The 20,039-nt window shown below is 67.5% G+C and carries 18 protein-coding genes; 11 read left to right on the forward strand and 7 right to left on the reverse strand.

Going from position 1 to position 20,039, the window contains the following annotated elements:
• Positions 1-6: 6 nt before the first annotated feature.
• From kdpA to NJH59_RS23285, 5 genes are read left to right on the forward strand one after another with little or no spacing between them, the layout of a single operon-like run.
• Positions 7-1,701: a potassium-transporting ATPase subunit KdpA gene (gene kdpA / locus NJH59_RS23265; protein WP_078480473.1), complete on the forward strand. Its 1,695-nt coding sequence runs from the start codon at positions 7-9 to the stop codon at positions 1,699-1,701.
• A 10-nt stretch (positions 1,702-1,711) separates the two neighbouring features.
• Entirely contained in the window at positions 1,712-3,763 is a 2,052-nt protein-coding gene (gene kdpB, locus NJH59_RS23270) for a potassium-transporting ATPase subunit KdpB (RefSeq protein ID WP_104572274.1), read from the forward strand.
• Between the two features lie 14 nt (positions 3,764-3,777).
• Positions 3,778-4,338, forward strand: coding sequence for a potassium-transporting ATPase subunit KdpC (gene kdpC, locus NJH59_RS23275; RefSeq protein WP_253087368.1), 561 nt, complete (start codon positions 3,778-3,780; stop codon positions 4,336-4,338).
• Between the two features lie 15 nt (positions 4,339-4,353).
• Positions 4,354-7,008 (forward strand): sensor histidine kinase KdpD, encoded by a 2,655-nt coding sequence (locus NJH59_RS23280; protein WP_253087369.1) that lies wholly within the window; start codon positions 4,354-4,356, stop codon positions 7,006-7,008.
• On the forward strand, positions 7,005-7,703 hold the full coding sequence (locus NJH59_RS23285) for a response regulator (RefSeq protein ID WP_043863103.1): 699 nt from the start codon (positions 7,005-7,007) through the stop codon (positions 7,701-7,703). The genes NJH59_RS23280 and NJH59_RS23285 overlap by 4 nt, the downstream gene beginning before the upstream one ends.
• Positions 7,704-7,719: 16 nt before the next feature.
• On the opposite strand, the gene NJH59_RS23290 is transcribed toward NJH59_RS23285, so the two are convergent.
• Positions 7,720-8,739 (reverse strand): patatin-like phospholipase family protein, encoded by a 1,020-nt coding sequence (locus NJH59_RS23290; protein ID WP_078480475.1) that lies wholly within the window; start codon positions 8,737-8,739, stop codon positions 7,720-7,722.
• A 160-nt stretch (positions 8,740-8,899) separates the two neighbouring features.
• On the opposite strand from NJH59_RS23290, the gene NJH59_RS23295 reads away from it, so the two are divergent.
• The 3 genes from NJH59_RS23295 (at position 8,900) to NJH59_RS23305 (ending at position 10,848) form a co-directional block, all read left to right on the forward strand.
• Positions 8,900-9,178, forward strand: coding sequence for a hypothetical protein (locus NJH59_RS23295; protein ID WP_043863101.1), 279 nt, complete (start codon positions 8,900-8,902; stop codon positions 9,176-9,178).
• A 14-nt stretch (positions 9,179-9,192) separates the two neighbouring features.
• A complete protein-coding gene (locus NJH59_RS23300) occupies positions 9,193-9,960 on the forward strand; it encodes a CHAD domain-containing protein (protein ID WP_100634710.1) in 768 nt (255 codons plus the stop codon).
• Positions 9,961-10,044: 84 nt separating this feature from the next.
• Positions 10,045-10,848, forward strand: a complete 804-nt coding sequence (locus NJH59_RS23305; protein WP_253087370.1) for a thioesterase family protein — start codon at positions 10,045-10,047, stop codon at positions 10,846-10,848.
• A gap of 1 nt (position 10,849) precedes the next feature.
• Here the strand turns inward: NJH59_RS23305 and NJH59_RS23310 are convergent, their stop codons facing one another.
• The 3 genes from NJH59_RS23310 to NJH59_RS23320 form a co-directional block, all read right to left on the reverse strand.
• Positions 10,850-11,056, reverse strand: coding sequence for a hypothetical protein (locus NJH59_RS23310; protein WP_052504289.1), 207 nt, complete (start codon positions 11,054-11,056; stop codon positions 10,850-10,852).
• 84 nt (positions 11,057-11,140) lie between these two features.
• Entirely contained in the window at positions 11,141-12,619 is a 1,479-nt protein-coding gene (locus NJH59_RS23315) for a methyl-accepting chemotaxis protein (RefSeq protein ID WP_054915686.1), read from the reverse strand.
• Between the two features lie 86 nt (positions 12,620-12,705).
• Positions 12,706-13,512, reverse strand: coding sequence for a TatD family hydrolase (locus tag NJH59_RS23320; protein WP_043863097.1), 807 nt, complete (start codon positions 13,510-13,512; stop codon positions 12,706-12,708).
• 164 nt (positions 13,513-13,676) lie between these two features.
• On the opposite strand from NJH59_RS23320, the gene NJH59_RS23325 reads away from it, so the two are divergent.
• From NJH59_RS23325 to NJH59_RS23335, 3 genes are all read left to right on the forward strand, one after another.
• The gene (locus NJH59_RS23325) at positions 13,677-15,098 is read left to right on the forward strand and encodes a transglycosylase SLT domain-containing protein (RefSeq protein WP_253087371.1); all 1,422 of its coding nucleotides are present in this window, start codon (positions 13,677-13,679) and stop codon (positions 15,096-15,098) included.
• 106 nt (positions 15,099-15,204) lie between these two features.
• The gene (locus NJH59_RS23330; protein ID WP_043863095.1) at positions 15,205-15,636 is read left to right on the forward strand and encodes a DoxX family protein; all 432 of its coding nucleotides are present in this window, start codon (positions 15,205-15,207) and stop codon (positions 15,634-15,636) included.
• Positions 15,637-15,997: 361 nt separating this feature from the next.
• The gene (locus tag NJH59_RS23335) at positions 15,998-16,306 is read left to right on the forward strand and encodes a hypothetical protein (protein ID WP_253087372.1); all 309 of its coding nucleotides are present in this window, start codon (positions 15,998-16,000) and stop codon (positions 16,304-16,306) included.
• Positions 16,307-16,310: 4 nt separating this feature from the next.
• Here the strand turns inward: NJH59_RS23335 and greB are convergent, their stop codons facing one another.
• Genes greB through NJH59_RS23350 form a run of 3 tightly spaced genes read right to left on the reverse strand, consistent with a single transcriptional unit; the run spans position 16,311 to position 20,036 of the window.
• Positions 16,311-16,808 (reverse strand): transcription elongation factor GreB, encoded by a 498-nt coding sequence (gene greB, locus NJH59_RS23340; protein WP_043863093.1) that lies wholly within the window; start codon positions 16,806-16,808, stop codon positions 16,311-16,313.
• Between the two features lie 36 nt (positions 16,809-16,844).
• Entirely contained in the window at positions 16,845-19,352 is a 2,508-nt protein-coding gene (locus NJH59_RS23345) for an ABC transporter permease (protein WP_253087373.1), read from the reverse strand.
• On the reverse strand, positions 19,353-20,036 hold the full coding sequence (locus tag NJH59_RS23350; protein ID WP_043863091.1) for an ABC transporter ATP-binding protein: 684 nt from the start codon (positions 20,034-20,036) through the stop codon (positions 19,353-19,355).
• Positions 20,037-20,039 lie beyond the last annotated feature (3 nt).

The raw sequence follows: 20,039 nt of genomic DNA on the forward strand, positions 1-20,039 counted from the left end.
GCAGCCATGCACAGTTACGATTACGCATTGCTGCTGGGCTTTTTCGCCCTGGTGCTGCTGCCGGCGCCCTGGCTGGGCCGCTTCTACTACAAGGTGATGGAAGGCCAGCGCACCTGGCTGAGCCCGCTGCTGGGGCCGGTGGAGCGGGGCTGCTACCGGCTGGCCGGGGTCGACCCTGCCACCGAGCAGAGCTGGAAGACGTACGCCCTGGCGCTGCTTGCCTTCAACCTTGCAGGCTTCGGGCTGCTGTTTGCCGTATTGCTACTGCAAGGGCACCTGCCGCTGAACCCGCAGCACCTGCCCGGCCAGGAGTGGTCGCTGGCGTTCAACACCGCCGTCAGCTTCATGACCAACACCAACTGGCAGTCCTACAGCGGCGAAGCCTCGCTCAGCTACCTGAGCCAGATGCTCGGCCTCACCGTGCAGAACTTCGTCAGCGCCGCCACCGGCCTTGCCGTGTTGGTCGCGCTGTGTCGTGGCATTGCCCGACGCTCGGCCAGCACCCTGGGCAACTTCTGGGTCGACATGACCCGCGCCACCCTCTACGGGCTGCTGCCGCTGTGCCTGCTGCTGGCGCTGCTGCTGGTATGGCAGGGTGTGCCGCAGACCTTCACCGATTATGTGCATGCACTGACCCTGCAGGGCGCCGACCAGGTGATCCCGCTGGGCCCGGCTGCCAGCCAGATCGCGATCAAGCAGCTGGGCACCAACGGCGGCGGCTTTTTCGGGGTGAACTCGGCGCACCCGTTCGAGAACCCCAGCGCCTGGAGCAACCTGTTCGAGGTGGCCTCGATCATCCTGATTCCGGTGGCCCTGGTGTTCACCTTCGGCCACTACGTCAAGGACCTGCGCCAGAGCCGCGCGATCATCGCCTGCATGCTTGCGCTGTTCGTGATCGGCGGCGCCACCGCGCTGTGGTCGGAGTACCAGCCCAACCCCACCCTGAACAGCCCGCTGGTGGAACAGACCGCCCCCCTGGAAGGCAAGGAGAGCCGCTTCGGCACCACCGCCAGCGTGCTCTGGAGCGTGACCACCACCGCGGCCTCCAACGGCTCGGTGAACAACATGCACGACAGCCTCAACCCGCTCAGCGGCATGGTCGCGCTGGTCAACATGATGGTCGGCGAGGTGATTTTCGGCGGCGTCGGCGCCGGGCTCTACGGCATGCTGCTCAACGTGCTGATCGCGGTGTTCCTGGCCGGGCTGATGATCGGTCGTACCCCTGAATACCTGGGCAAGAAGCTGCAGGCCCGCGAGGTGCAACTACTGGTCGCCACGCTGCTGGTGATGCCGGTGGGCGTGTTGGTGCTCGGCGCGCTGGCCACCAGCCTGCCGGGGCCTGCCGCCGCGGTCAGCAACCCGGGCCCGCACGGCTTCAGCCAGTTGCTTTACGCCTACACCTCGGCCAGTGCCAATAACGGCTCGGCGTTTGCCGGGCTGGGCGCCAACACCACCTTCCACAACCTGATGATCGGCCTGGGTATGTTGATCGGGCGCTTCGGCTACATCCTGCCGGTGCTGGCCCTGGCCGGCAGCCTGGCGCTGAAGAAGAGCGCACCGGTGGGCCAGAACAGCTTCCCGACCCATGGCCCGCTGTTCGTCACGCTGTTGCTGGTGACCATCCTGCTGATCGGTGGCCTGACCTTCCTGCCGGCCCTGGCCCTGGGCCCGGTTGCTGAATACCTGAGCCTGGGCTTGTGAGGAGCCGACCATGAACCTGCCTGTTTCCGAAGTGAAGGCGGCCCCGTCCGCCACTGCCCGCACCACCTTCGCCGCGCTCTGGCGTCCGGCCCTGGTGCAGGCATTCGTCAAGCTCGACCCGCGCCAGCTCAAGCGCGCCCCGGTGATGCTGGTGGTGGAACTGACCGCTATCTTCACCACCCTGTTGTGCCTGCTGCCCAGCGACGTACCCACCGGCGTATCGGTGCAGATCGCCGTGTGGCTGTGGTTCACCGTGCTGTTCGCCAACTTCGCCGAGGCCCTGGCCGAAGGCCGTGGCAAGGCCCGCGCCGACAGCCTCAAGGCCGGCAGCCAGGGCCTGAGCGCGCGGCGGCGCATGGCCTCGGGCGAGTTCGAGGTGGTGCCGGCCAGTGACCTGCGCAAAGGCGATGTGGTGCGTGTGGATGCCGGGGAGATGATCCCCGGTGACGGCGAGGTGATCGAAGGGATCGCCGCGGTCAACGAGGCGGCGATCACCGGCGAGTCCGCACCGGTGATCCGCGAGTCTGGCGGCGACCGCTCTGCGGTCACCGGCAACACCCGGCTGGTGTCCGACTGGCTGCTGGTGCAGATCACCAGCAACCCGGGCGAGTCGACCCTGGACCGCATGATCGCCCTGGTCGAGGGCGCCAAACGCCAGAAGACGCCCAACGAGGTGGCCCTGGACATCCTGCTGATCGGCCTGACGCTGATCTTCCTGGTGGTAGTGGTCACGCTGCAGCCCTTCGCGCACTTTGCCGGTGGCAGCATCCCGATGGTGTTTCTGGTGGCCTTGCTGGTGACCCTGATCCCCACCACCATCGGCGGCCTGCTGTCGGCCATCGGCATCGCCGGCATGGACCGCCTGGTGCGGCTCAACGTGATTGCCCGTTCGGGGCGTGCAGTGGAAGCGGCCGGCGACGTGCACGTGCTGCTGCTGGACAAGACCGGCACCATCACCTTCGGCAACCGCCGTTGCAGTGCGGTGCATGCCGCCCCCGGCATCACTGCCCGCGAGCTGGGCGAGGGCGCCTTGCTGGCCTCGCTGGCCGACGACACCGCCGAAGGCAAGTCGATCGTCGACTACCTGCGCCAGTTGCATGACTTCACCCCACCCGACGCTGCACACCTGGTGCCGGTGGCCTTCAGCGCCGAAACCCGCCTGTCGGGCGTCGACTTCGGCGCCCAGCGCTACCGCAAGGGCGCGGTGGATTCGGTACTGGCGTTCGTCGGCATGCAGCGCCTGGACCTGCCGGCCGCCCTGGCCCGTGAAGTCGACCGCATTGCCCAGAGTGGCGGTACCCCGTTGCTGGTGTGCGTGGACAAGCGCCTGCTGGGCGTTATCCACCTCAAGGACGTGGTCAAGCCCGGCATTCGCGAGCGCTTCGCCGAGCTGCGCAAACTGGGCATTCGCACCGTGATGGTGACCGGCGACAACCCGCTGACCGCCGCGGCGATTGCCGCCGAGGCCGGGGTCGACGACGTGCTGGCCGAGGCCACGCCGGAGAAGAAGCTGGCACGCATTCGCCAGGAACAGAACGACGGGCGCCTGGTAGCCATGTGCGGCGACGGTGCCAACGACGCCCCGGCGCTGGCCCAGGCGGATGTCGGCATGGCCATGAATGACGGCACCCAGGCGGCCCGCGAGGCGGCCAACATGGTCGACCTGGACAGCGACCCGACCAAGTTGCTGGATGTGGTACAGGTGGGCAAGGAGCTGCTGGTGACCCGTGGCGCGCTCACCACCTTTTCCATTGCCAACGACGTGGCCAAGTACTTCGCCATCCTGCCGGCGCTGTTCGCTGCGATCTACCCGCAGCTGGGCGTGCTCAACCTGATGCAACTGGCCAGCCCGCAGAGCGCCATCGTCTCGGCGATCGTGTTCAACGCGCTGATCATCGTGGTGCTGATCCCGCTGGCGCTGCGCGGGGTACGGGTGCAGGCCGCCAGCGCTGCCCACCTGCTGCGGCGCAACCTGCTGATCTACGGTCTGGGCGGGCTGCTGGTGCCGTTCGTGGGGATCAAGCTGATCGATCTGGCGCTCAATGCGCTGCACCTTGTGTGAACTGGGAGATGAACATGACGACGCTAGTACGCCCGGCCCTGAGCCTGATTGTGCTAATGACCCTGATCACCGGCGCGGTGTACCCGCTGGTGGTCACCGGAGTCGCCCAGGTGGCGTTCCCCGAGCAGGCCAACGGCAGCCTGCTGCGCGACGACAGTGGCCAGGTGCGCGGCTCGCGCCTGCTGGCCCAGCCGTTCAGTGGCGCGGGCTGGTTCCAGCCGCGGCCCTCGGCGGCCGACTATGCCACGGTGTCCAGCGGTGCCAGCAACCTGGCGCCGAGCAACCCGGCGTTGGCCAAACGCGTGGGCGAGCAGGCCCAGGCGCTGTATGTGCCGGCACAAGGCCCGGTGCCGCTGGCGCTGCTGACCACCTCCGGCAGCGGCCTGGACCCGCACCTGCCGCCAGCAGCCGTGGCCTATCAGCTGGCGCGGGTGGCAGCGGCGCGGCAATTGCCGCTGCCCACCTTGCAAGCCCTGGCGGAGCAGTCCACCCTGCACCCACTGGTGGGGCCGCCGGTGGTCAATATCCTGGCCCTGAATGCGGCCCTCGACCAGCTCGCACCTGCTTCGAAATAAGGACGTGTGTCGACCATGAGTGATTCTGAACGCGCCGATGCGTTGTTGGCCGAGTTGCCGCGCGAGGGGCGCGGCCGGCTCAAGGTGTTCCTGGGCGCAGCGCCCGGCGTAGGCAAGACCTACGCCATGCTGCAGGCCGCCCATGCGCAGTTGCGCCAGGGGGTGAGGGTGCTGGCGGGCATCGTCGAAACCCATGGGCGCAGCGAAACCGAGGCGCTGCTGGGCGGTTTGCCGCAACAGCCGCTGGTGCGCTCCGAGTACCGTGGCGTGCAGTTGGAGGAAATGGACCTGGACGGCCTGCTCAAGGCCGCCCCGCAACTGGCGCTGGTGGACGAGCTGGCCCACAGCAACGCACCCGGCAGCCGCCACGCCAAGCGTTGGCAGGACGTGCAGGAGCTGCTGTCGGCCGGTATCGACGTGTACACCACGGTCAACGTGCAGCACCTGGAAAGCCTCAATGACCATGTGCGCGGCATCACCGGCGTGCAGGTGCGCGAAACGCTGCCCGACTGGGTGCTGCAGGAAGCCTTCGAACTGGTGCTGATCGACCTGCCGCCGCGCGAGCTGCTCGAACGCCTGCGCGACGGCAAGGTGTACGTGCCGGAGCAGGCGCGGGCGGCGATCGATGCGTTCTTCACCCAGACCAACCTGACGGCCCTGCGCGAGCTGGCGATGCAGACCGCCGCCGCCCAGGTCGATGCCGACCTCGCCCACGGCTACCGCAGCCTGGGCCAGGATGCGCCGGCGCTGCGTGGGCGCCTGCTGGTGGGGGTGGATGGCGATGCCCAGGCCGAGCGCCTGGTACGTCATGCCAGCCGCGTGGCACAGCGCCGCCACCTGCCCTGGAGCCTGGTGCACGTGGACAACGGCCGCCTGCGCGACGAAACCGCACGCCAGCGCCTGCAGGCCGCCCAGCAGCTGGCCGAGCGGCTGGGCGGCGAAGTGGTGGTGCTGCGCGCCGGCGAGGTGGCCAACACCTTGATCCAGCATGCGCTGGAGCGGCGTGCGAGCCTGGTGCTGGTGGGCCAGTCGCGTGATCGGCTGCGTCGGCGCTGGTTCGGTGCCGGTGTGGCGGCGCGCCTGTTGCGCGAGGCCCACGGGCTGGAAATCAACGTGCTCGACCGCGACGCACAGCCAGAACCGGTCAGCGCGCCGGTGGCGCGAGCCTGGGCCTGGCGCCACTACCTGCTGGCGCTGCTCGCCACCGTGCTGGCCAGTGCACTGGCCTGGGGCGTGGCCGGGGTGCTGGCGCTGCCCAACATCTCGCTGGTGTTTCTGGCAGCGGTGCTGCTGGTGGCGGTGCGCAGCAGCTTGGGCCCGGCGCTGGTGTGCGCCGCGCTGTCGTTTCTGGCCTACGATTTTCTGTTCATACCGCCGAATTTCTCGCTGAGCATCCAGCGCGAGGAGGACGTGCTGACCCTGGTGTTCTTTCTGCTGATGGCCGCCCTGACCGGCAACCTGGCGGCGCGCCAGCGGCGTCAGTTGCAGGCGCTGCGCGAAACCCAGGAGCAGACCGGCCAATTGCTGGACCTGACCCGCCGGCTGACCGCAGCTACCGACCGCCAGGCGGTGTTCAATGCCGCCAGCCACCACCTGGAGGGCTGGACGGACGTGCAGATGTGCCTGCTCGAACGCGATGCCGAAGGTCGCCTGCAGGTGGCCAGCGGCGGTGCCCTGCAGTTCAACGACACCGAGCGGGCGGCCGCCGACTGGGCCTGGCAGCATGACCAGGCCGCCGGCCTTGGCAGCGACACCTTGCCCAACGGGCGCTGGTGGTGGTGGCCGCTGTCGGTGGAGGAAGGCCCGCTGGCCCTGCTGGGGGTACGCCCGCGCGAGGGCCAGGTGCTGACGGCCCAGCGCCGGCGCCTGCTCAAGGCCCTCAGCCAGCCATTGGCCCAGGCCCTGGCCCGGGCGCGGCTGGCCGATCAGCTGGAGGCGGCGCGCCTGCACGGCGAAACTGAACAGTTGCGCAGTGCCTTGCTGGCCTCGGTGTCCCACGACCTGCGCACCCCGTTGACTGCCATGCGCGGCAGCATCGACAGCCTGCTGGCACTGGGTGAGGCAATCAGTCAGCACGACCGTCGCGAGCTGCTCGAAGGCACCCGCGACGAGGCCGAGCGCCTGGACCGTTACATCCAGAACCTGCTCGACATGACCCGCCTGGGGCATGGCGGGCTCAAGCTCGCGCGGGACTGGGTGGCGCCGACCGACATCGTCGGCAGCGCCCTGAGCCGCCTGCGCGTGGTGCTGGCCCCGTTGCAGTTGCGCACCGAGGTGCCGGCAGAGCTGCCGCTGCTGTTCGTGCATGCCGCACTGATCGAGCAGGCCCTGATCAATGTGCTGGAGAACGCGGCGCGCTTCTCGCCGGCCCACGGGCGCCTCGAACTGCGGGTGAGTGTGGAAGGCGAGCAGCTGTGCATGGCCGTCGCCGACGAGGGCCCGGGGATTGCGCCGCAGGACCGGGCGCGCATCTTCGACATGTTCTACACCGCTGCGCGCGGGGACCGGGGCGGGCAGGGCACGGGGCTGGGGCTGGCGATCTGCCAGGGCATGATCGGCGCCCATGGCGGGCAGATCCGCGTAGAGGACGGCATCGATGGCCGTGGCACCTGCATCACACTATGCTTGCCGCTTCCGGCCCAACCTGAACTGGACAGCGAGACCCCATGAGCCAGACCGCGACCGTGCTGGTCATCGACGACGAACCGCAGATCCGCAAGTTCCTGCGCATCAGCCTTGGCTCGCAGGGCTACAAGGTGCTGGAGGCGGGCACCGGTGCCGAGGGCCTGAGCCAGGCGGCGCTGGGTCGGCCGGAGCTGGTGGTGCTCGACCTGGGGTTGCCCGACATGGACGGGCAGCAGGTGTTGCGCGAACTGCGCGAATGGAGCCAGGTGCCGGTGCTGGTGTTGTCGGTGCGGGCCAGCGAAGTGCAGAAGGTCGAGGCGCTGGACGGCGGGGCCAATGACTACGTGACCAAGCCGTTCGGCATCCAGGAGTTTCTGGCGCGGGTGCGCGCATTGCTGCGCCAGGTGCCCCAGGCGGTGGCCGAAGAGTCGGCGCCGCGCTTCGGCCCGTTGACCGTGGACCTTGCCTACCGGCGCGTGACCCTGGCGGGCGAGGAGGTGGCGCTGACCCGCAAGGAGTATGCGTTGCTGGCGCAACTGGCGCGTCACCCGGGGCGGGTGATCACCCAGCAGCAGTTGCTCAAGGATATCTGGGGCCCCACCCATGTGGAGGACAGCCACTACCTGCGCATCGTGGTGGCGCATGTGCGGCAGAAACTGGGGGACGACCCGACGGCGCCGCGGTTCATCGTGACCGAGCCGGGGGTGGGGTATCGGTTGATCGGGCCGGAGCAGGCTTGAGGGCCTCTTCGCCGGCCTAGCGCCTCTCGGCCTCATAGTTGTCCAGCGTATCGCGTGCAATCTCGCGCCCCAGCGCGATCAGCTCCGGCGCCTTGTAGAACTCGAAGAACCGGCACACCCGCTTGGGCACGTTGATCAGTACATCCGGCGGGTAGCCGGCGATCTTGTACTGCGCCAGCGACGTCTGCATCACCTCGAAGCTCTGGTTGATCAGGTCCAGCAGCGAAGCCGGCCCCACGTTGTCGACAATGAACGAGCCGGCCGCCGATTTCGGCGCGCCGTCAGTCTCGGGCGCCGCCGAGGGCTGCTGCGCCTCAGGCTCGGCCGCATCGCTGAGCCACGGGTTGGGCGCCGCCTGCTCGATGCGGATCAGCCCTTCGGCGGCCTTGCGCCGGAACGGCAGGTGCGAGCCCAGCGAGTTGATCAGGTTGTCGAAGCGCAACTTGAACGCCGCCGGCCGCTCGATCACCGGCAACTGGTAATGCTTCTGGTTGGTGGAGTTGAGATTCACCGCCACGATCAGGTCGCAGTGGCTGGACACCACCGGGATGATCGGCAACGGGTTGAGGATGCCGCCATCGACCAGCATGCGGTTGCCCTGCACCACCGGGGTGAACAGGCTGGGGATCGCCGCCGAGGCGCGCATGGCCTGGTGCAGGCAGCCTTCCTGGAACCAGATCTCCTGCTGGTTGGTGAGGTCGGCCGCCACTGCGGTGTAGGGGATGCGCAGGTTCTCGATGTTGACCTCGCCGACGATCTTGCGGATCTGCCCGAACACCTTCTCGCCGCGAATCGCGCCCAGCCTGAAACTCACGTCCACCAGGCGCAGCACATCCAGGTAATCCAGGCTCTCGATCCAGCGTCGGTAGTCGTCGAGCTTGCCGGCGGCGTAGATGCCGCCGATCACTGCGCCCATCGAACAGCCGGCAATGCAGGCGATGTCGTAGCCGCGCCGCTCCAGCTCCTCGATCACGCCGATGTGTGCATACCCTCGGGCGCCCCCCGACCCCAGCACCAGTGCTACGCGTTTGCTCATGGTCGTTCCTTGCGGCTGTTCTGCTCGTGGGCCTAACAATGCACCCATTCAGGGCTGTGCTTCAATCGTGACAAGCGCTGGGCTACGCTGAGCAGGGCACTTTTCAGCGTGCGTGCCGTCGAAGTGCCACCCCGAACATTTTCCTTTTGAGGTAACACCGATGAAAGCCTGGATCTGCCTGCCCCTGATTGCCCTGGTACTGAGCGGCTGCGCCGGCAAGACGGCGTACCGGGACAGCTGCGCCAATCAGCTGGATTCGGCCTGGAAGGAGCTGGACCTGGCCAAGGCCGAGGGCTTCGCCGGCACGGTCAGCTATTCCAAGGCCCTGTCGCTGCTGACCGGCGCCAAGACCCAGCAGCAGTTCGAAGCCTTCGAAGGCTGCAGCAACAAGGCCGAGAAGGCACGCTTCTACATCCGTGAATCGCGCGCCGGGCGCTGAGGGAGGACCAGGCCATGTCGGCAATGCTCGACCATGTGATCGCCCAGGTGCTGACCCTGCACGTGCGCCTGCTGGCCTGCCAGGCACGCCTGGCGGCCCATACCGACAGTGAGGCGCTGCATGACCTGCGTACCAGCGTGCGTCGCCTGCGCAGCCTGCTGCGGCCCCTGCGCGGGCTGCCGGGGGTGGACAAGCTGGAGGATGCTGCCGCCGAGCTGGGGCGCCTGACTACGCCGCTGCGCGATCGCGAGGTGCTGGCCGCGCAGTTGCTCGAACGCGGGCTGCCCGAGGTGGCCCGCCAGCAGCTTGGCGACCCCGCCCGCACCTTTGCCCGGGTGGCGGCCAGCGCCGAGCTTGCGCGGCTGCTGGCGATCATCGATGCCTTCCCGATGTTCCTGCGTGCGGCCCAGCGCCAGGGCCTGGTACGCCGCCTGGAGGCGCGGGTGGGCAAGCGCCTGCACAAGCAGTGGCGCAACCTGCAGGCTGCCATGAACGACCCGGCGCACGACCGCCACCGCCTGCGCCTGCTGATCAAGCGGGTGCGCTATGGCGCCGAGGCCTATCCACAGCTCGAACGCCTGCGCCCGGCCCTGCGCCGCGGGCTCAAGCGCGCCCAGGGCGATCTGGGCGACTGGCACGACCTGTTGCAGTGGCTGTTGCAGGCCGAGCAGCAGCCTGGCCTGGCGCCCTGCGTGGCGCACTGGCAGGCGCAACAGGCGGCGGCCGAGCAACGTGCCGACCGCACGCTGGAGACACTGCTGAGCGAAATCCAACGTCGATAAGTCGCGTGTTTGGCGCAAATGCGGCCTGTGCGCGGCGCGGCGGCTGGTTAACATCGCCACATTTGCCCACTGGTCGAGGTCCCGATGAATTTTTCCCAACTGCTCACCGCCGTGCGCCTGCAGCCCCAGGCGGTGACCATCCCGGCCGAATGGGCCCAGGGGCGTGCCTGTTTCGGCGGGCTGATGGCGGCGCTGGTGTACGAGGCCATGCACGCCAAGGTCGCCCCGGACCGTCCGGTGCGCTCGCTGGCCATCACCTTCGTAGGGCCGGCCGAGCCTGGGGTGCCGATCAGTTTCGAGGTGGAGCTGTTGCGTGACGGCAAGGCGGTCAGCTCGCTGCTGGGGCGCGCGGTACAGAATGGCCAGGTGGTGACCCTGGTGCAGGGCAGTTTCGGTGCCGGGCGCGATTCGGTGGTGCAGGTGTCAGGGCTGGCGCCGGTGCCGATGAAAAGCCTTGCCGAGTCCAGCCCCGAGTTGCCCTTCATCAAGGGCGTGACCCCCGAGTTCATTCGCCACCTGGCCATGCGCTGGGGCATTGGCGGCTTGCCGTTCAGCGGTAGCCGGTCACGCGAGATGGGCGGCTGGGTGCGCCTGCGCGGTGAGGATGTAGTCGAGGAGCCGGTGACCGAAGCCCACCTGCTGGCGCTGGTCGATGCCTGGCCACCGGCGTTGATGCCGCACCTGAGCACGCCCGCTGCCGGCAGCACCCTGACCTGGACCATCGAGTTCGTGCAGCCGGTGGCCAGCCTGACCACCCTGGACTGGTGCCAGTACTGCGCCCAGATCGACTACGCGCGTGACGGCTACGGCCATGTGGCGGCCGCCTTGTGGAACGGAGCCGGTGATTTGCTTGCCATCAGCCGCCAGACGGTGACCGTGTTCGCCTGAATCACTGGCGCTGGCGCTCCACCGCCACACCGGCCAGCAGGCCGATGACGCCGACGGCCAGGGTGCCCAGGTCGGCGTCGAGCGCGCCGCTCAATACCAGCAGCGCGCCGATGGCCAGCAGCGGCAGCGCAATCAGCTGTAGCGCGATGTTGGTGGGGGTACGAGGGGCGTGATGCCAGTGGGGCAGGTGAAACAGGTGCTTGTTCATCACGGTTCTCCTCAAGGTGCAAAACGGATAACCCAAGCGTAGTTTGGCCCCCGCCAGGGGGCCAATTGCGCGCGGCTATCGCGTTTATAGCTTGAGTTGACCGATGGCCTTGTTCAGCTCGCCGGCCAGGGTGGCCAGTTCGCTGCTGGTGGTGGCCGAGTCGACGGTCTGCTGCACGGTCTCTTCGGTCACGTCGCGGATGCTCACCACTGCGCGGTTCATCTCTTCGGCCACCTGGCTCTGCTGTTCGGCCGCCACGGCGATCTGGGTATTGCTCTCGCGCATCTGCGCCACCGCGCCGGTGATCTCCGCCAGGGCCTCGCCGGCTTCCTGGGCCTGCTTGACGCAGTCGTCGGCCTTGAACGAGCTCTCGGTCATGAACTCCACCGCATCGCGGGTGCCGGCCTGCAGGGCAGAGACCATGGTGGTGATTTCATCGGTGGAGCTCTGCACGCGCTTGGCCAGGTTGCGCACCTCGTCCGCCACCACCGCGAAACCGCGGCCCAGGTCGCCGGCACGGGCCGCCTCGATCGCCGCGTTGAGGGCCAGCAGGTTGGTCTGTTCGGCGATGCTGTGAATCACCCCGACCACGCTGTTGATCTTCTGGCTGTCCTCGGCCAGTTGACGGATCATCTCGGCCGTCTGCTGCACGCCGGTGGAGAGCCCCGAGATCGACGACTGCACGCGGCTGACCACGTCCTTGCCGCTGCCGGCCAGGGTGTCGGCGCTTTGCGACAGGTCGCGTGTGGCACCGGCATGCTGGGCGATGTGGTAGACGGTGGCGGTCATTTCGTTGATGGCGGTGGCGGCCTGGTCGGTTTCGCTCTGCTGGCCGAGCATGCCGTGGCGCACCTCGTTCATGCTGGCGGCCAGGCGCGCGGCGCCGGCATCCAGCTGCGCGGCGGTTCGCGCCACGGTGTTGACCACGCGGTGGTAGGTGGTCTGCATGGCGTTGAAGGCGCTGGCCATCTGGCCGATCTCGTCGCCGCAGGACAGCGGCACCCGTGCCGACAGGTCACCGGTCTTCTCGACGTGCAGCATCACGTCCTTGAGGATGTTGAGCTGGCTGAGCAGGAAGCGGATCAGCAACTGCGAGGCGCACAGCATGGCCAGCATCAGGATCAGTACGCACACCGCATAGTTGACGAAACGGTCGGTGAACACCTGCGCCATGCTCGGGGCCTGGGCCAGTACCGCGATCTGCTGGCCATCGCGCTGGATGACCTGCGCGCCGATCAGCGGGTCGCTGCCCAGCAGCGGCATGCCGTTCAGCTCGACCCAGCCCTGGGCAGTGGCCAGGGCCGGCAACGCCTGGCCATCGAAGGTGGGCGCCTGCCCGGGTGTGAAGCTGACCCAGGTGGCGTTCTGCGGCAAGGCCTGGCCGGCGGGCCAGGCGGCCAGCAGGCGGGCTTCGGATTGCACCCGGGCCTGGGCCGTCTCGGCCCTGGCGCGGGTTTCCAGGTGCACCGCATACAGCACCACGAACAGGGTTGTGACGAAGGCGACTGCGTTCACCGCCCAGAACTTGTACTTCAGTGAGATATTGCTGAGCCAGGCACCCATGGATAGGTCTTCTCTGATTGAGCGGAAACAATTTGGCAAGGTGCCATCAGTGTGCCAGCCAATTCAAAGACAAATCTTGATATGCGTCAAACTATGTCGGGGAGCCCGAAGAAGCGCCGGGCGCAGTCGCTGGTGTGCGCAGCCACTTGCTCGGGTGTCTCGCCCCGGTGCAGGGCCACTTCGCGCAGCACTTCGGGCAGGTAGGCCGGTTCGTTGCGACCGCTTTTGGGTTTGGGGCGCAGGGTCCGGGGCAGCAGGTAGGGGGCGTCGCTCTCCAGCATCAGGCGGCCAGTGGGGATGCTGGCAACCAGCGGGTGCAGGTGGGTACCGCGACGTTCGTCGCAGATCCAGCCGGTGATGCCGATGTGCAGGTCCAGGTCCAGGTAGCTGAACAGGGCGCTGCGCTCGCCGGTAAAGCAGTGCACCACGGCGGCTGGCAGGCGGTCGCGGTAGTCCTTGAGAATCTGCAACAGGCGTTCGTTGGCATCACGCTCGTGCAGAAACACCGGCATCTGCAGCTGCACCGCCAGCGCCAGTTGTTCTTCCAGGGCCTTTTCCTGTTGCGGGCGCGGCGAGAAGTCGCGGTTGAAGTCCAGCCCGCATTCACCCACCGCGTGCACCCGTGGCTGTTCGAGCAGCGCGCGCAGATGGCGCGCGGTGTCGCTGTTCCAGCTGCTGGCATCGTGGGGGTGTACACCGGCCGTGCTGAACAGGCGCCGGGCCTGCGGGTCGAGTTGCTCGCACAGGTGTAGCGCGGCTTCGCTGCCGGCCAGGCTGGTACCGGTCACCAGCATCTGATGCACCCCGGCGGCCTCGGCACGCTGCAAGATGGCCTCGTGCTTGCCGTCGAAACTTGGGTTAGTCAGATTGACGCCGATGTCGATGAGTTGCATGGTGCTACCTCAGGTTGTGCGGCAAAAGCGCTTGGCAGCGCCGAAAAATACCAATAACGCCAAGAACTTCAAGAAGTTGTCGCGGTCTTTTGCGGTCAATTGTCACGGACCGACCGCTCATTATGGCGTCAAATACTCAATCGCGGCCCTTTGCCGGAGACCGGATGACGCGATCACTTTGGCTTTTTTTGCTGTGTGTGGGCCTGCTGTGCGCCGGCCCGGCCCACGCACGCCTGCCCGGCCCGCAGCAGGCGGTGCCTGCGGCCAAGGTGCGCGACCTGGCGCAGATCCGTGAAGGCCGGGTGTTGCGCGTGCTGGTCAACCAGAGCCGCAACAGCTCCGGCGAGGTCAAGGGCCAGCCGGTGGGCATCGAATACCATCGGTTGATCGCCTTCGAGCACTATCTCAACGGGCGTGCCCGTGACGGTCAGCAGATCCGCCTGAAGATCATCCCCAAGGCCAAGGACCAGTTGATTGGCGCATTGCAGCGTGGCGAGGGCGATCTGGTGGCGCCCGGCGAGCTGATCGATTTGAGTTCCACCCGCGGGGTGATGGCCAGCGACCCCGTGCTGGAGAATGTGCCGCTGGTGCTGGTGGGGCGCAAGGGCGAACGGACCTACCAGCGCGTCGAGCAGCTTGCCGGCCGCACCGTGACCCTGACCAGTTCGAGTGCGGCAGGCGATACCCTCCACGAAATCAACCAGCGCCTGGCCCTGCGCAAGCTGGCGCCGCTCAAGGTGGAATGGGCGGACCCCAGCCTTGCGGTGGAGGATGTGCTGGAAATGGTGCAGGCCGGCATCTTCCACCTGACCGTGGTCGAACAGCCGATTGCCCGGCGCTGGGCGCAGGTGATGCCCAAGCTGCTGGTGCAGCGCAAGGTGCAGCTGGCCCAGCCCGAGGCGATGCATTGGTACGTGCGCCGCGACGCGGCGATGCTGCACGCCAGTGTCGATCGCTTCCTCAAGGGGTATCACGCCCCGGCCGATCAGGATGTGGCGTTCGAGCGTATCTACCGGCGCCTGTACAAGGTGCATTACCCGCTGGCCCAGGCCAACCGCCAGCGCCTGGAAAAACTGCGGCCGGTGCTGCAGCGTCACGCCCAGGCCCAGAACCTGGACTGGCTGAACCTGGCGGCACTGGCGTTCAAGGAGTCGGCCCTCGACCCGGCGGCCAGGGGCGCAGGTGGCGCCCATGGGCTGATGCAGATCACCCCCGGTGCGGCGCAGCGGGTGGGGATCAGCGATATCGCCAATGTCGATGGCAATGTACAGGCCAGCGCGCGCTACCTGGCACTGATCCGGCGCAAGTTCTTTTCCAGCAACCAGCTCAACGAACGCGAGCGCATGGCGTTCGTGCTGGCCGGCTACAACCTGGGGCCGGAGCGGGTTCAGGCCATGCGGGCCGAGGCGCGGCGACGCGGCCTGAACCACAACCAGTGGTTCTTTCAGGTAGAACGTGTGGCGCTCGAGCAGGTGGGAATGGGGCCGGTCAGCTATGTTAATAGCGTCAACAAGTACTTTCTGGCATTCGACCGCGAACGCGACGCGCTGGAAGCCCGGGGACGAAAAGTGGCCTCACGCAAGTAATCGAAAATTACGATTGGTATGTGCAGATAATCGCGATTTTAACATTTGAAAATATGATTAAGATGACGACCTCTACCACACACCTGCATCGCTTAAGGAAGACAGCATGAACGCCATCAACTCCGTATTGTTCACCCGTGCCGGCTGGGGCATTACCGTATTGCGCATCTTCATCGGCATCATCTTCATGGCCCATGGCTCGCAGAAGCTGTTCGGCCTGTTTGGTGGCGGCGGGCTGGCAGGCACCGCGCAGTACATGGAAAGCCTGGGGCTGACCCCGCCGACACTGATGGCGGCGCTGTCCGGTGGGGCCGAGTTCTTCGGCGGGCTGGCACTGGTCATCGGCCTGCTGGCACGCCCGGCGGCCCTGGCGCTGGTGGGGTTGCTGCTGGTGGCGATTTTCTCGGTGCACATCGGCAACGGTCTGTTCATGGCCAACAACGGCTATGAGTTCGCCCTGGCGCTGCTGGGTGGCGCGATTGCGGTACTGGTGGAAGGGGCGGGCAGGGCGTCGGTGGACCGCATGATCGCCAAGTGAGCCTTGGCGTTGTGGCACAAAAAGGGCCTGCATTGCAGGCCCTTTTTTGTGCCCGACCCGGCTGCTTGCTTCTGCGGCAACGCAGGCGCCTTCAGGGGCACCGACAGGTGCAGGAACCGGCGTCGCCGTCGAATGCGAGAAACTCGCTTGTTTTTCCGGCGTCCGGGTCGTTTATCAGACGATGGCATTGTTGACAGCCGGGCCGGCGCTTCTCTAGGATGCTGGCTTGCGCCGATTTAAACAGCTACTTGCGGGGCGCAGGAAGACCACCAGCAGGTCGTCCGAATACCGCTAAAGCGCTGGTTCGGTGACGCCTCGCACCGCAGCCCAGCGGGATCTGCGAGGCACAGAGAAGTACACCATGAGTTGCCCACGTACCAGCGTTTGCCTCACCCCTCTCCCTACCAGCCAGGCGGCTCGCACGCCGCGCATTCTGCTGAGCGGCAAACACCAGCCGACCCTGCTGCGCTACCTCGATGGCTGGCCCCGCCCCAAAGGCCGTGCCACGGCGTTCCTGATCCAGTTCGCCGACTCCTGCGAAACCCTCGCCCGGTTCGGCAACGACCGTTTCGACCTGGCCGTGGTGCAGGCGCCCTCGAGGGCCGATGCCGCCGAAGTGCTCCACCACCTGACCCGCATCGCCCGCCAGGGCTTGATCACCCGCGCCTGATCGCTCAGGGGTACTCGATCTCGACGATGTACACCGTCTGTTCGCCAGTTGGTGTCTGCACCCGCACTTCAGCGTCCAGCGCCTTGCCGATCAGGGCGCGGGCCAGGGGCGAATCGATGCTGATCAGGCCCAGTTTCAAGTCCAGCTCGTCGGGCCCGACGATGCGGTAGCGCGATTGTTCGCCGTCTTCGTTCTCGACCGTGACCCAGGCCCCGAAGTACACCTTGTTCGGGTCGCTGGGCCGTTCGCTCACCACTTTCAGGTTTTCCAGGCGCTTGGTCAGGAAGCGCACGCGGCTGTCGATTTCGCGCAGCATCTTCTTGCCGTAGGTGTACTCGGCGTTTTCCGAACGGTCACCTTGCGCTGCTGCCTCACTGACCGACTGGGTCACCTGGGGCCTGCGCACATGCCACAGTTCATGCAGCTCGGCGCGCATGCGCGCCTCGCCCTGTGGGGTGATCAGTGCGGTGCCGGCTGTGCGGGGCGGGCGGTATCGGCTCATGGGCTTCCAGGCTCGGGTAGGTAGCCGCCGAGTCTATCAGCCCTCGCGAAGCACTGTCAGCGGGCTGGCATTGAGCGCCCGGCGCGTGCCGAATACCCCCGCACCCCCCACCAGCAACGCACCGATCACCGGCAACAGCAGCAGCCACGGGTGCGGGCTCCAGTGCAGGTCGAATGCGTAGCGGTACAGCAGCAGGCTGATCAGTTCGGTGCCCAGCGCCGCGAGCAGGCCGCTGGCAGCGCCCAGCAGGCCGAACTCGATGCGCCGGGCCTTGACCAGCAGGCTGCGGCTGGCGCCCAGTGCCCGCAGCAGCGCACCCTGGTGGATGCGCTCGTCCAGGGTGGCCTGCAGCCCGGCGAACAACACGGCCAGGCCCGCCGCCAGCACGAACAGCAGCACATACTGTACCGCCAGGGTCACCTGGGCCAGGATGCTGCGCAACTGCTCCAGCAGCGCATCGACCTGCAGGATGGTGGCTGCCGGGAACGCTCGCGACAGGGCCACCACCTGCTGGTCGTGGCCTGGGGCCAGGTAGAAGCTGGTGAGATAGGTGGTCGGCAGGTCCTGCAGGGTGCCGGGCTGGAAGATCATGTAGAAGTTGGGCTGGAAACTGTCCCAGTTGACCGTGCGCAGGCTGCTGACCTGTACCTGGCGCTCCAGGCCACCGATGCTGAAGGTCAGGGTGTCGCCCAGCTTGAGCTTGAGGCTGTCGGCCAGCTGCGCCTCCACCGACACGCCGGGCAAGGCATCGGCCGTTGGCTGTGCCTGCCACCACTGGCCGGCGCTCAAGGTGTTGCCCTGGGGCAGGTCGGCGGCCCAGGTCAGGCTCAGGTCGCGCTGGACGGCGCGGTCACCGGTGGATTCCTTGCTGACGATCTCGCGCACCGGCTCGCCATTGATGAGCGTCAGGCGCCCGGGAATCACCGGGAACAACGGCGCGGCATGGACCGAGAATTCGTTCAGGCGCTGGGCGAAGGTGTCCTTGTCGTCCGGCAGGATGTTGAGCACGAAATAGTTGGGAGCATCCTTGGGCAGCTGGTTCTGCCAGGTGTCGAGCAGCTCGGTGCGCAGCAGGGCGATCAGGGCCATGGCCAGCAGGATCATGCCGAAGGCCAGCGACTGGCCTGCCGCCGCCAGCGGATGCTTGAGCAGTTGCCCCAGGCCCAGGCGCCAGGCCAGCGGGGCGCCGGCCAGCAGCCGGCGCAGGCTGCGCAGGCCGAGCAGCAGCAGACCGCCCAGCACCAGCGCGGCCACCAGACCGCCGCCGAGCAGGGCGAAGGTCAGCAGCAGGTCCAGGCTCAGGCGCCACATGATGAGGCCCAGGGCCAACAGCGCTGCGCCATACACCAGCCAGCTGCTTGCCGGCACCGGCAGCAGGTCGCGGCGCAGTACACGCAGCGGCGGCACCCGGCCCAGCGCTGCCAATGGCGGCAGGGCGAAACCGGCCAGCGCCACCAGCCCGGTGGCGATCCCGGCCAGGGCCGGGGCGATGCCGCCTGGCGGCACCTGCGAAGGCAGCAGGCCCTGCAGCAGGGCGAACAGACCCAGTTGCGCCAGCCAGCCGAGCAGTGCGCCCCCCAGGGCTGCCACGCTGCCCAAAATCGCCAGTTGCAGGCAGAACAGGCTCAGCGCCTGGCGTCGGGACAGGCCCAGGCAGCGCAGCAGGGCGCTGGCATCGAAGCGGCGCATGGCAAAACGGCTGGCCGACAGCGCCACGGCCACGCCGGCCAGCAGCACCGCCACCAAGCTGGCCATGTTCAGGTAGCGTTCGGCCTTGCCCAGTGCACCGCCGATCTGCTGGTTGCCGTCACGCGAGTCGCGCAGTTGCTGGTGGGCGGCAAGCCCCGCCTTGGTAGCCTGGGTGTAGCTTGCCAGGGCCTGGGGCTCGCCGCGCCACAGGTCGCGGTAGGTGACCCGGCTGCCGGGCTGCACCACGCCGGTGGCATCCAGGTCGGCGAGGTTCATCAGCACCCGCGGGGTGAGGCTGTAGAAGTTGCCGGCGCGGTCCGGCTCATAGGTCAGCACGCGGCTCAGGCGCAGGGGCTTCATGCCCACGTCGACGCTGTCACCGATCTTGAGGTTCAGCGCCGCCAGCAGGCGCGACTCGACCCAGGCTTCGCCCGGCGCCGGACCACCGCCGGCCACCTCCGGCCCGTAGGCCTCGGCGGCACTGCGCAGCTCCCCGCGCAGCGGGTAACCCGTGCCGGCAGCCTTGACACTGGAGAGCTGGATACCGTTGTCGGTGGCGATCACGCTGGAGAACTCGACCACTTTCGCATGGGCCAGGCCCAGTTGCTCGCCGTTGCGGATCTGTTCCGGGGTGGCCGGGGCGCTGCCCTGCAACACCAGGTCGGCGCCAAGGAACTCGGTGGCACGCAGCAGCATGGCGCCGTTCAGGCGGGCGCCGAAGTAGCCGATGGCGGTGCTGGCGGCCACGGCCACCAGCAGGGCGAAGAACAGCACGCGCAGTTCGCCGGCGCGTGCATCGCGCATCAGTTGACGCAACGCCAAGCTCGGCAGGCGCAGAAACGACAGGTGTGCCATCTAGGGCTCCAGCGGGGTGACCAGGTGGCCGGCTTCCAGGCGAATCAGCCGGCCGCAGCGGTGCGCCAGGCGTTCATCGTGGGTGACCAGGACGAGGGTGGTGCCGCGTTCCTTGTTCAGTTCGAACAGCAGGTCGCTGATGCGTTCACCGGTGTGGCTGTCGAGGTTGCCGGTGGGCTCGTCGGCGAACAGCACCGCAGGCTCGGCGGCAAAGGCGCGGGCAATTGCCACCCGCTGCTGCTCGCCGCCGGACAACTGGCGTGGCGAATGGCTCAGGCGCTGGCCCAGGCCGACCCGTTCGAGCAGGCTGCGGGCGTGTTCGCGGGCATCGCGGCGTCCGTCCAGCTCCAGCGGCAGCATCACGTTCTCAAGGGCATTGAGGCTGTCGAGCAGCTGGAACGACTGGAACACGAAGCCGACATGCTCGGCGCGGACCTGGGCGCGCTGGTCTTCGTCGAGCGGGCCCAGGTCGTGCCCGGCCAGTGTCACCGAGCCTGCACTGGGCAGGTCGAGGCCGGCCAGCAGGCCGAGCAGGGTGGACTTGCCCGAGCCGGAGGCGCCGACAATGGCCAGGCTGTCGCCCTGTTTCAATTCCAGGCTCAGTTCGTGCAGGATGGTCAGGTCGCCTTCCGCGCTGGGGACCACTTTGCTAAGGTTGCGCGCAGTCAAGATGCTGGGGCCCATGGA

The organism is Pseudomonas sp. VE 267-6A (genome assembly GCF_024126555.1).
GTDB lineage: Bacteria > Pseudomonadota > Gammaproteobacteria > Pseudomonadales > Pseudomonadaceae > Aquipseudomonas > Aquipseudomonas palmensis.

What these genes read in the sequence shown, in the direction of transcription:
- kdpA (WP_078480473.1), top strand. Translation starts at nt 7, where the DNA reads ATGCACAGTTACGATTACGCATTGCTGCTGGGCTTTTTCGCCCTGGTG.
- kdpB (WP_104572274.1), top strand. Translation starts at nt 1,712, where the DNA reads ATGAACCTGCCTGTTTCCGAAGTGAAGGCGGCCCCGTCCGCCACTGCC.
- kdpC (WP_253087368.1), top strand. Translation starts at nt 3,778, where the DNA reads ATGACGACGCTAGTACGCCCGGCCCTGAGCCTGATTGTGCTAATGACC.
- NJH59_RS23280 (WP_253087369.1), top strand. Translation starts at nt 4,354, where the DNA reads ATGAGTGATTCTGAACGCGCCGATGCGTTGTTGGCCGAGTTGCCGCGC.
- NJH59_RS23285 (WP_043863103.1), top strand. Translation starts at nt 7,005, where the DNA reads ATGAGCCAGACCGCGACCGTGCTGGTCATCGACGACGAACCGCAGATC.
- NJH59_RS23290 (WP_078480475.1), bottom strand. Translation starts at nt 8,739, where the DNA reads ATGAGCAAACGCGTAGCACTGGTGCTGGGGTCGGGGGGCGCCCGAGGG.
- NJH59_RS23295 (WP_043863101.1), top strand. Translation starts at nt 8,900, where the DNA reads ATGAAAGCCTGGATCTGCCTGCCCCTGATTGCCCTGGTACTGAGCGGC.
- NJH59_RS23300 (WP_100634710.1), top strand. Translation starts at nt 9,193, where the DNA reads ATGTCGGCAATGCTCGACCATGTGATCGCCCAGGTGCTGACCCTGCAC.
- NJH59_RS23305 (WP_253087370.1), top strand. Translation starts at nt 10,045, where the DNA reads ATGAATTTTTCCCAACTGCTCACCGCCGTGCGCCTGCAGCCCCAGGCG.
- NJH59_RS23310 (WP_052504289.1), bottom strand. Translation starts at nt 11,056, where the DNA reads ATGAACAAGCACCTGTTTCACCTGCCCCACTGGCATCACGCCCCTCGT.
- NJH59_RS23315 (WP_054915686.1), bottom strand. Translation starts at nt 12,619, where the DNA reads ATGGGTGCCTGGCTCAGCAATATCTCACTGAAGTACAAGTTCTGGGCG.
- NJH59_RS23320 (WP_043863097.1), bottom strand. Translation starts at nt 13,512, where the DNA reads ATGCAACTCATCGACATCGGCGTCAATCTGACTAACCCAAGTTTCGAC.
- NJH59_RS23325 (WP_253087371.1), top strand. Translation starts at nt 13,677, where the DNA reads ATGACGCGATCACTTTGGCTTTTTTTGCTGTGTGTGGGCCTGCTGTGC.
- NJH59_RS23330 (WP_043863095.1), top strand. Translation starts at nt 15,205, where the DNA reads ATGAACGCCATCAACTCCGTATTGTTCACCCGTGCCGGCTGGGGCATT.
- NJH59_RS23335 (WP_253087372.1), top strand. Translation starts at nt 15,998, where the DNA reads ATGAGTTGCCCACGTACCAGCGTTTGCCTCACCCCTCTCCCTACCAGC.
- greB (WP_043863093.1), bottom strand. Translation starts at nt 16,808, where the DNA reads ATGAGCCGATACCGCCCGCCCCGCACAGCCGGCACCGCACTGATCACC.
- NJH59_RS23345 (WP_253087373.1), bottom strand. Translation starts at nt 19,352, where the DNA reads ATGGCACACCTGTCGTTTCTGCGCCTGCCGAGCTTGGCGTTGCGTCAA.
- NJH59_RS23350 (WP_043863091.1), bottom strand. Translation starts at nt 20,036, where the DNA reads ATGGGCCCCAGCATCTTGACTGCGCGCAACCTTAGCAAAGTGGTCCCC.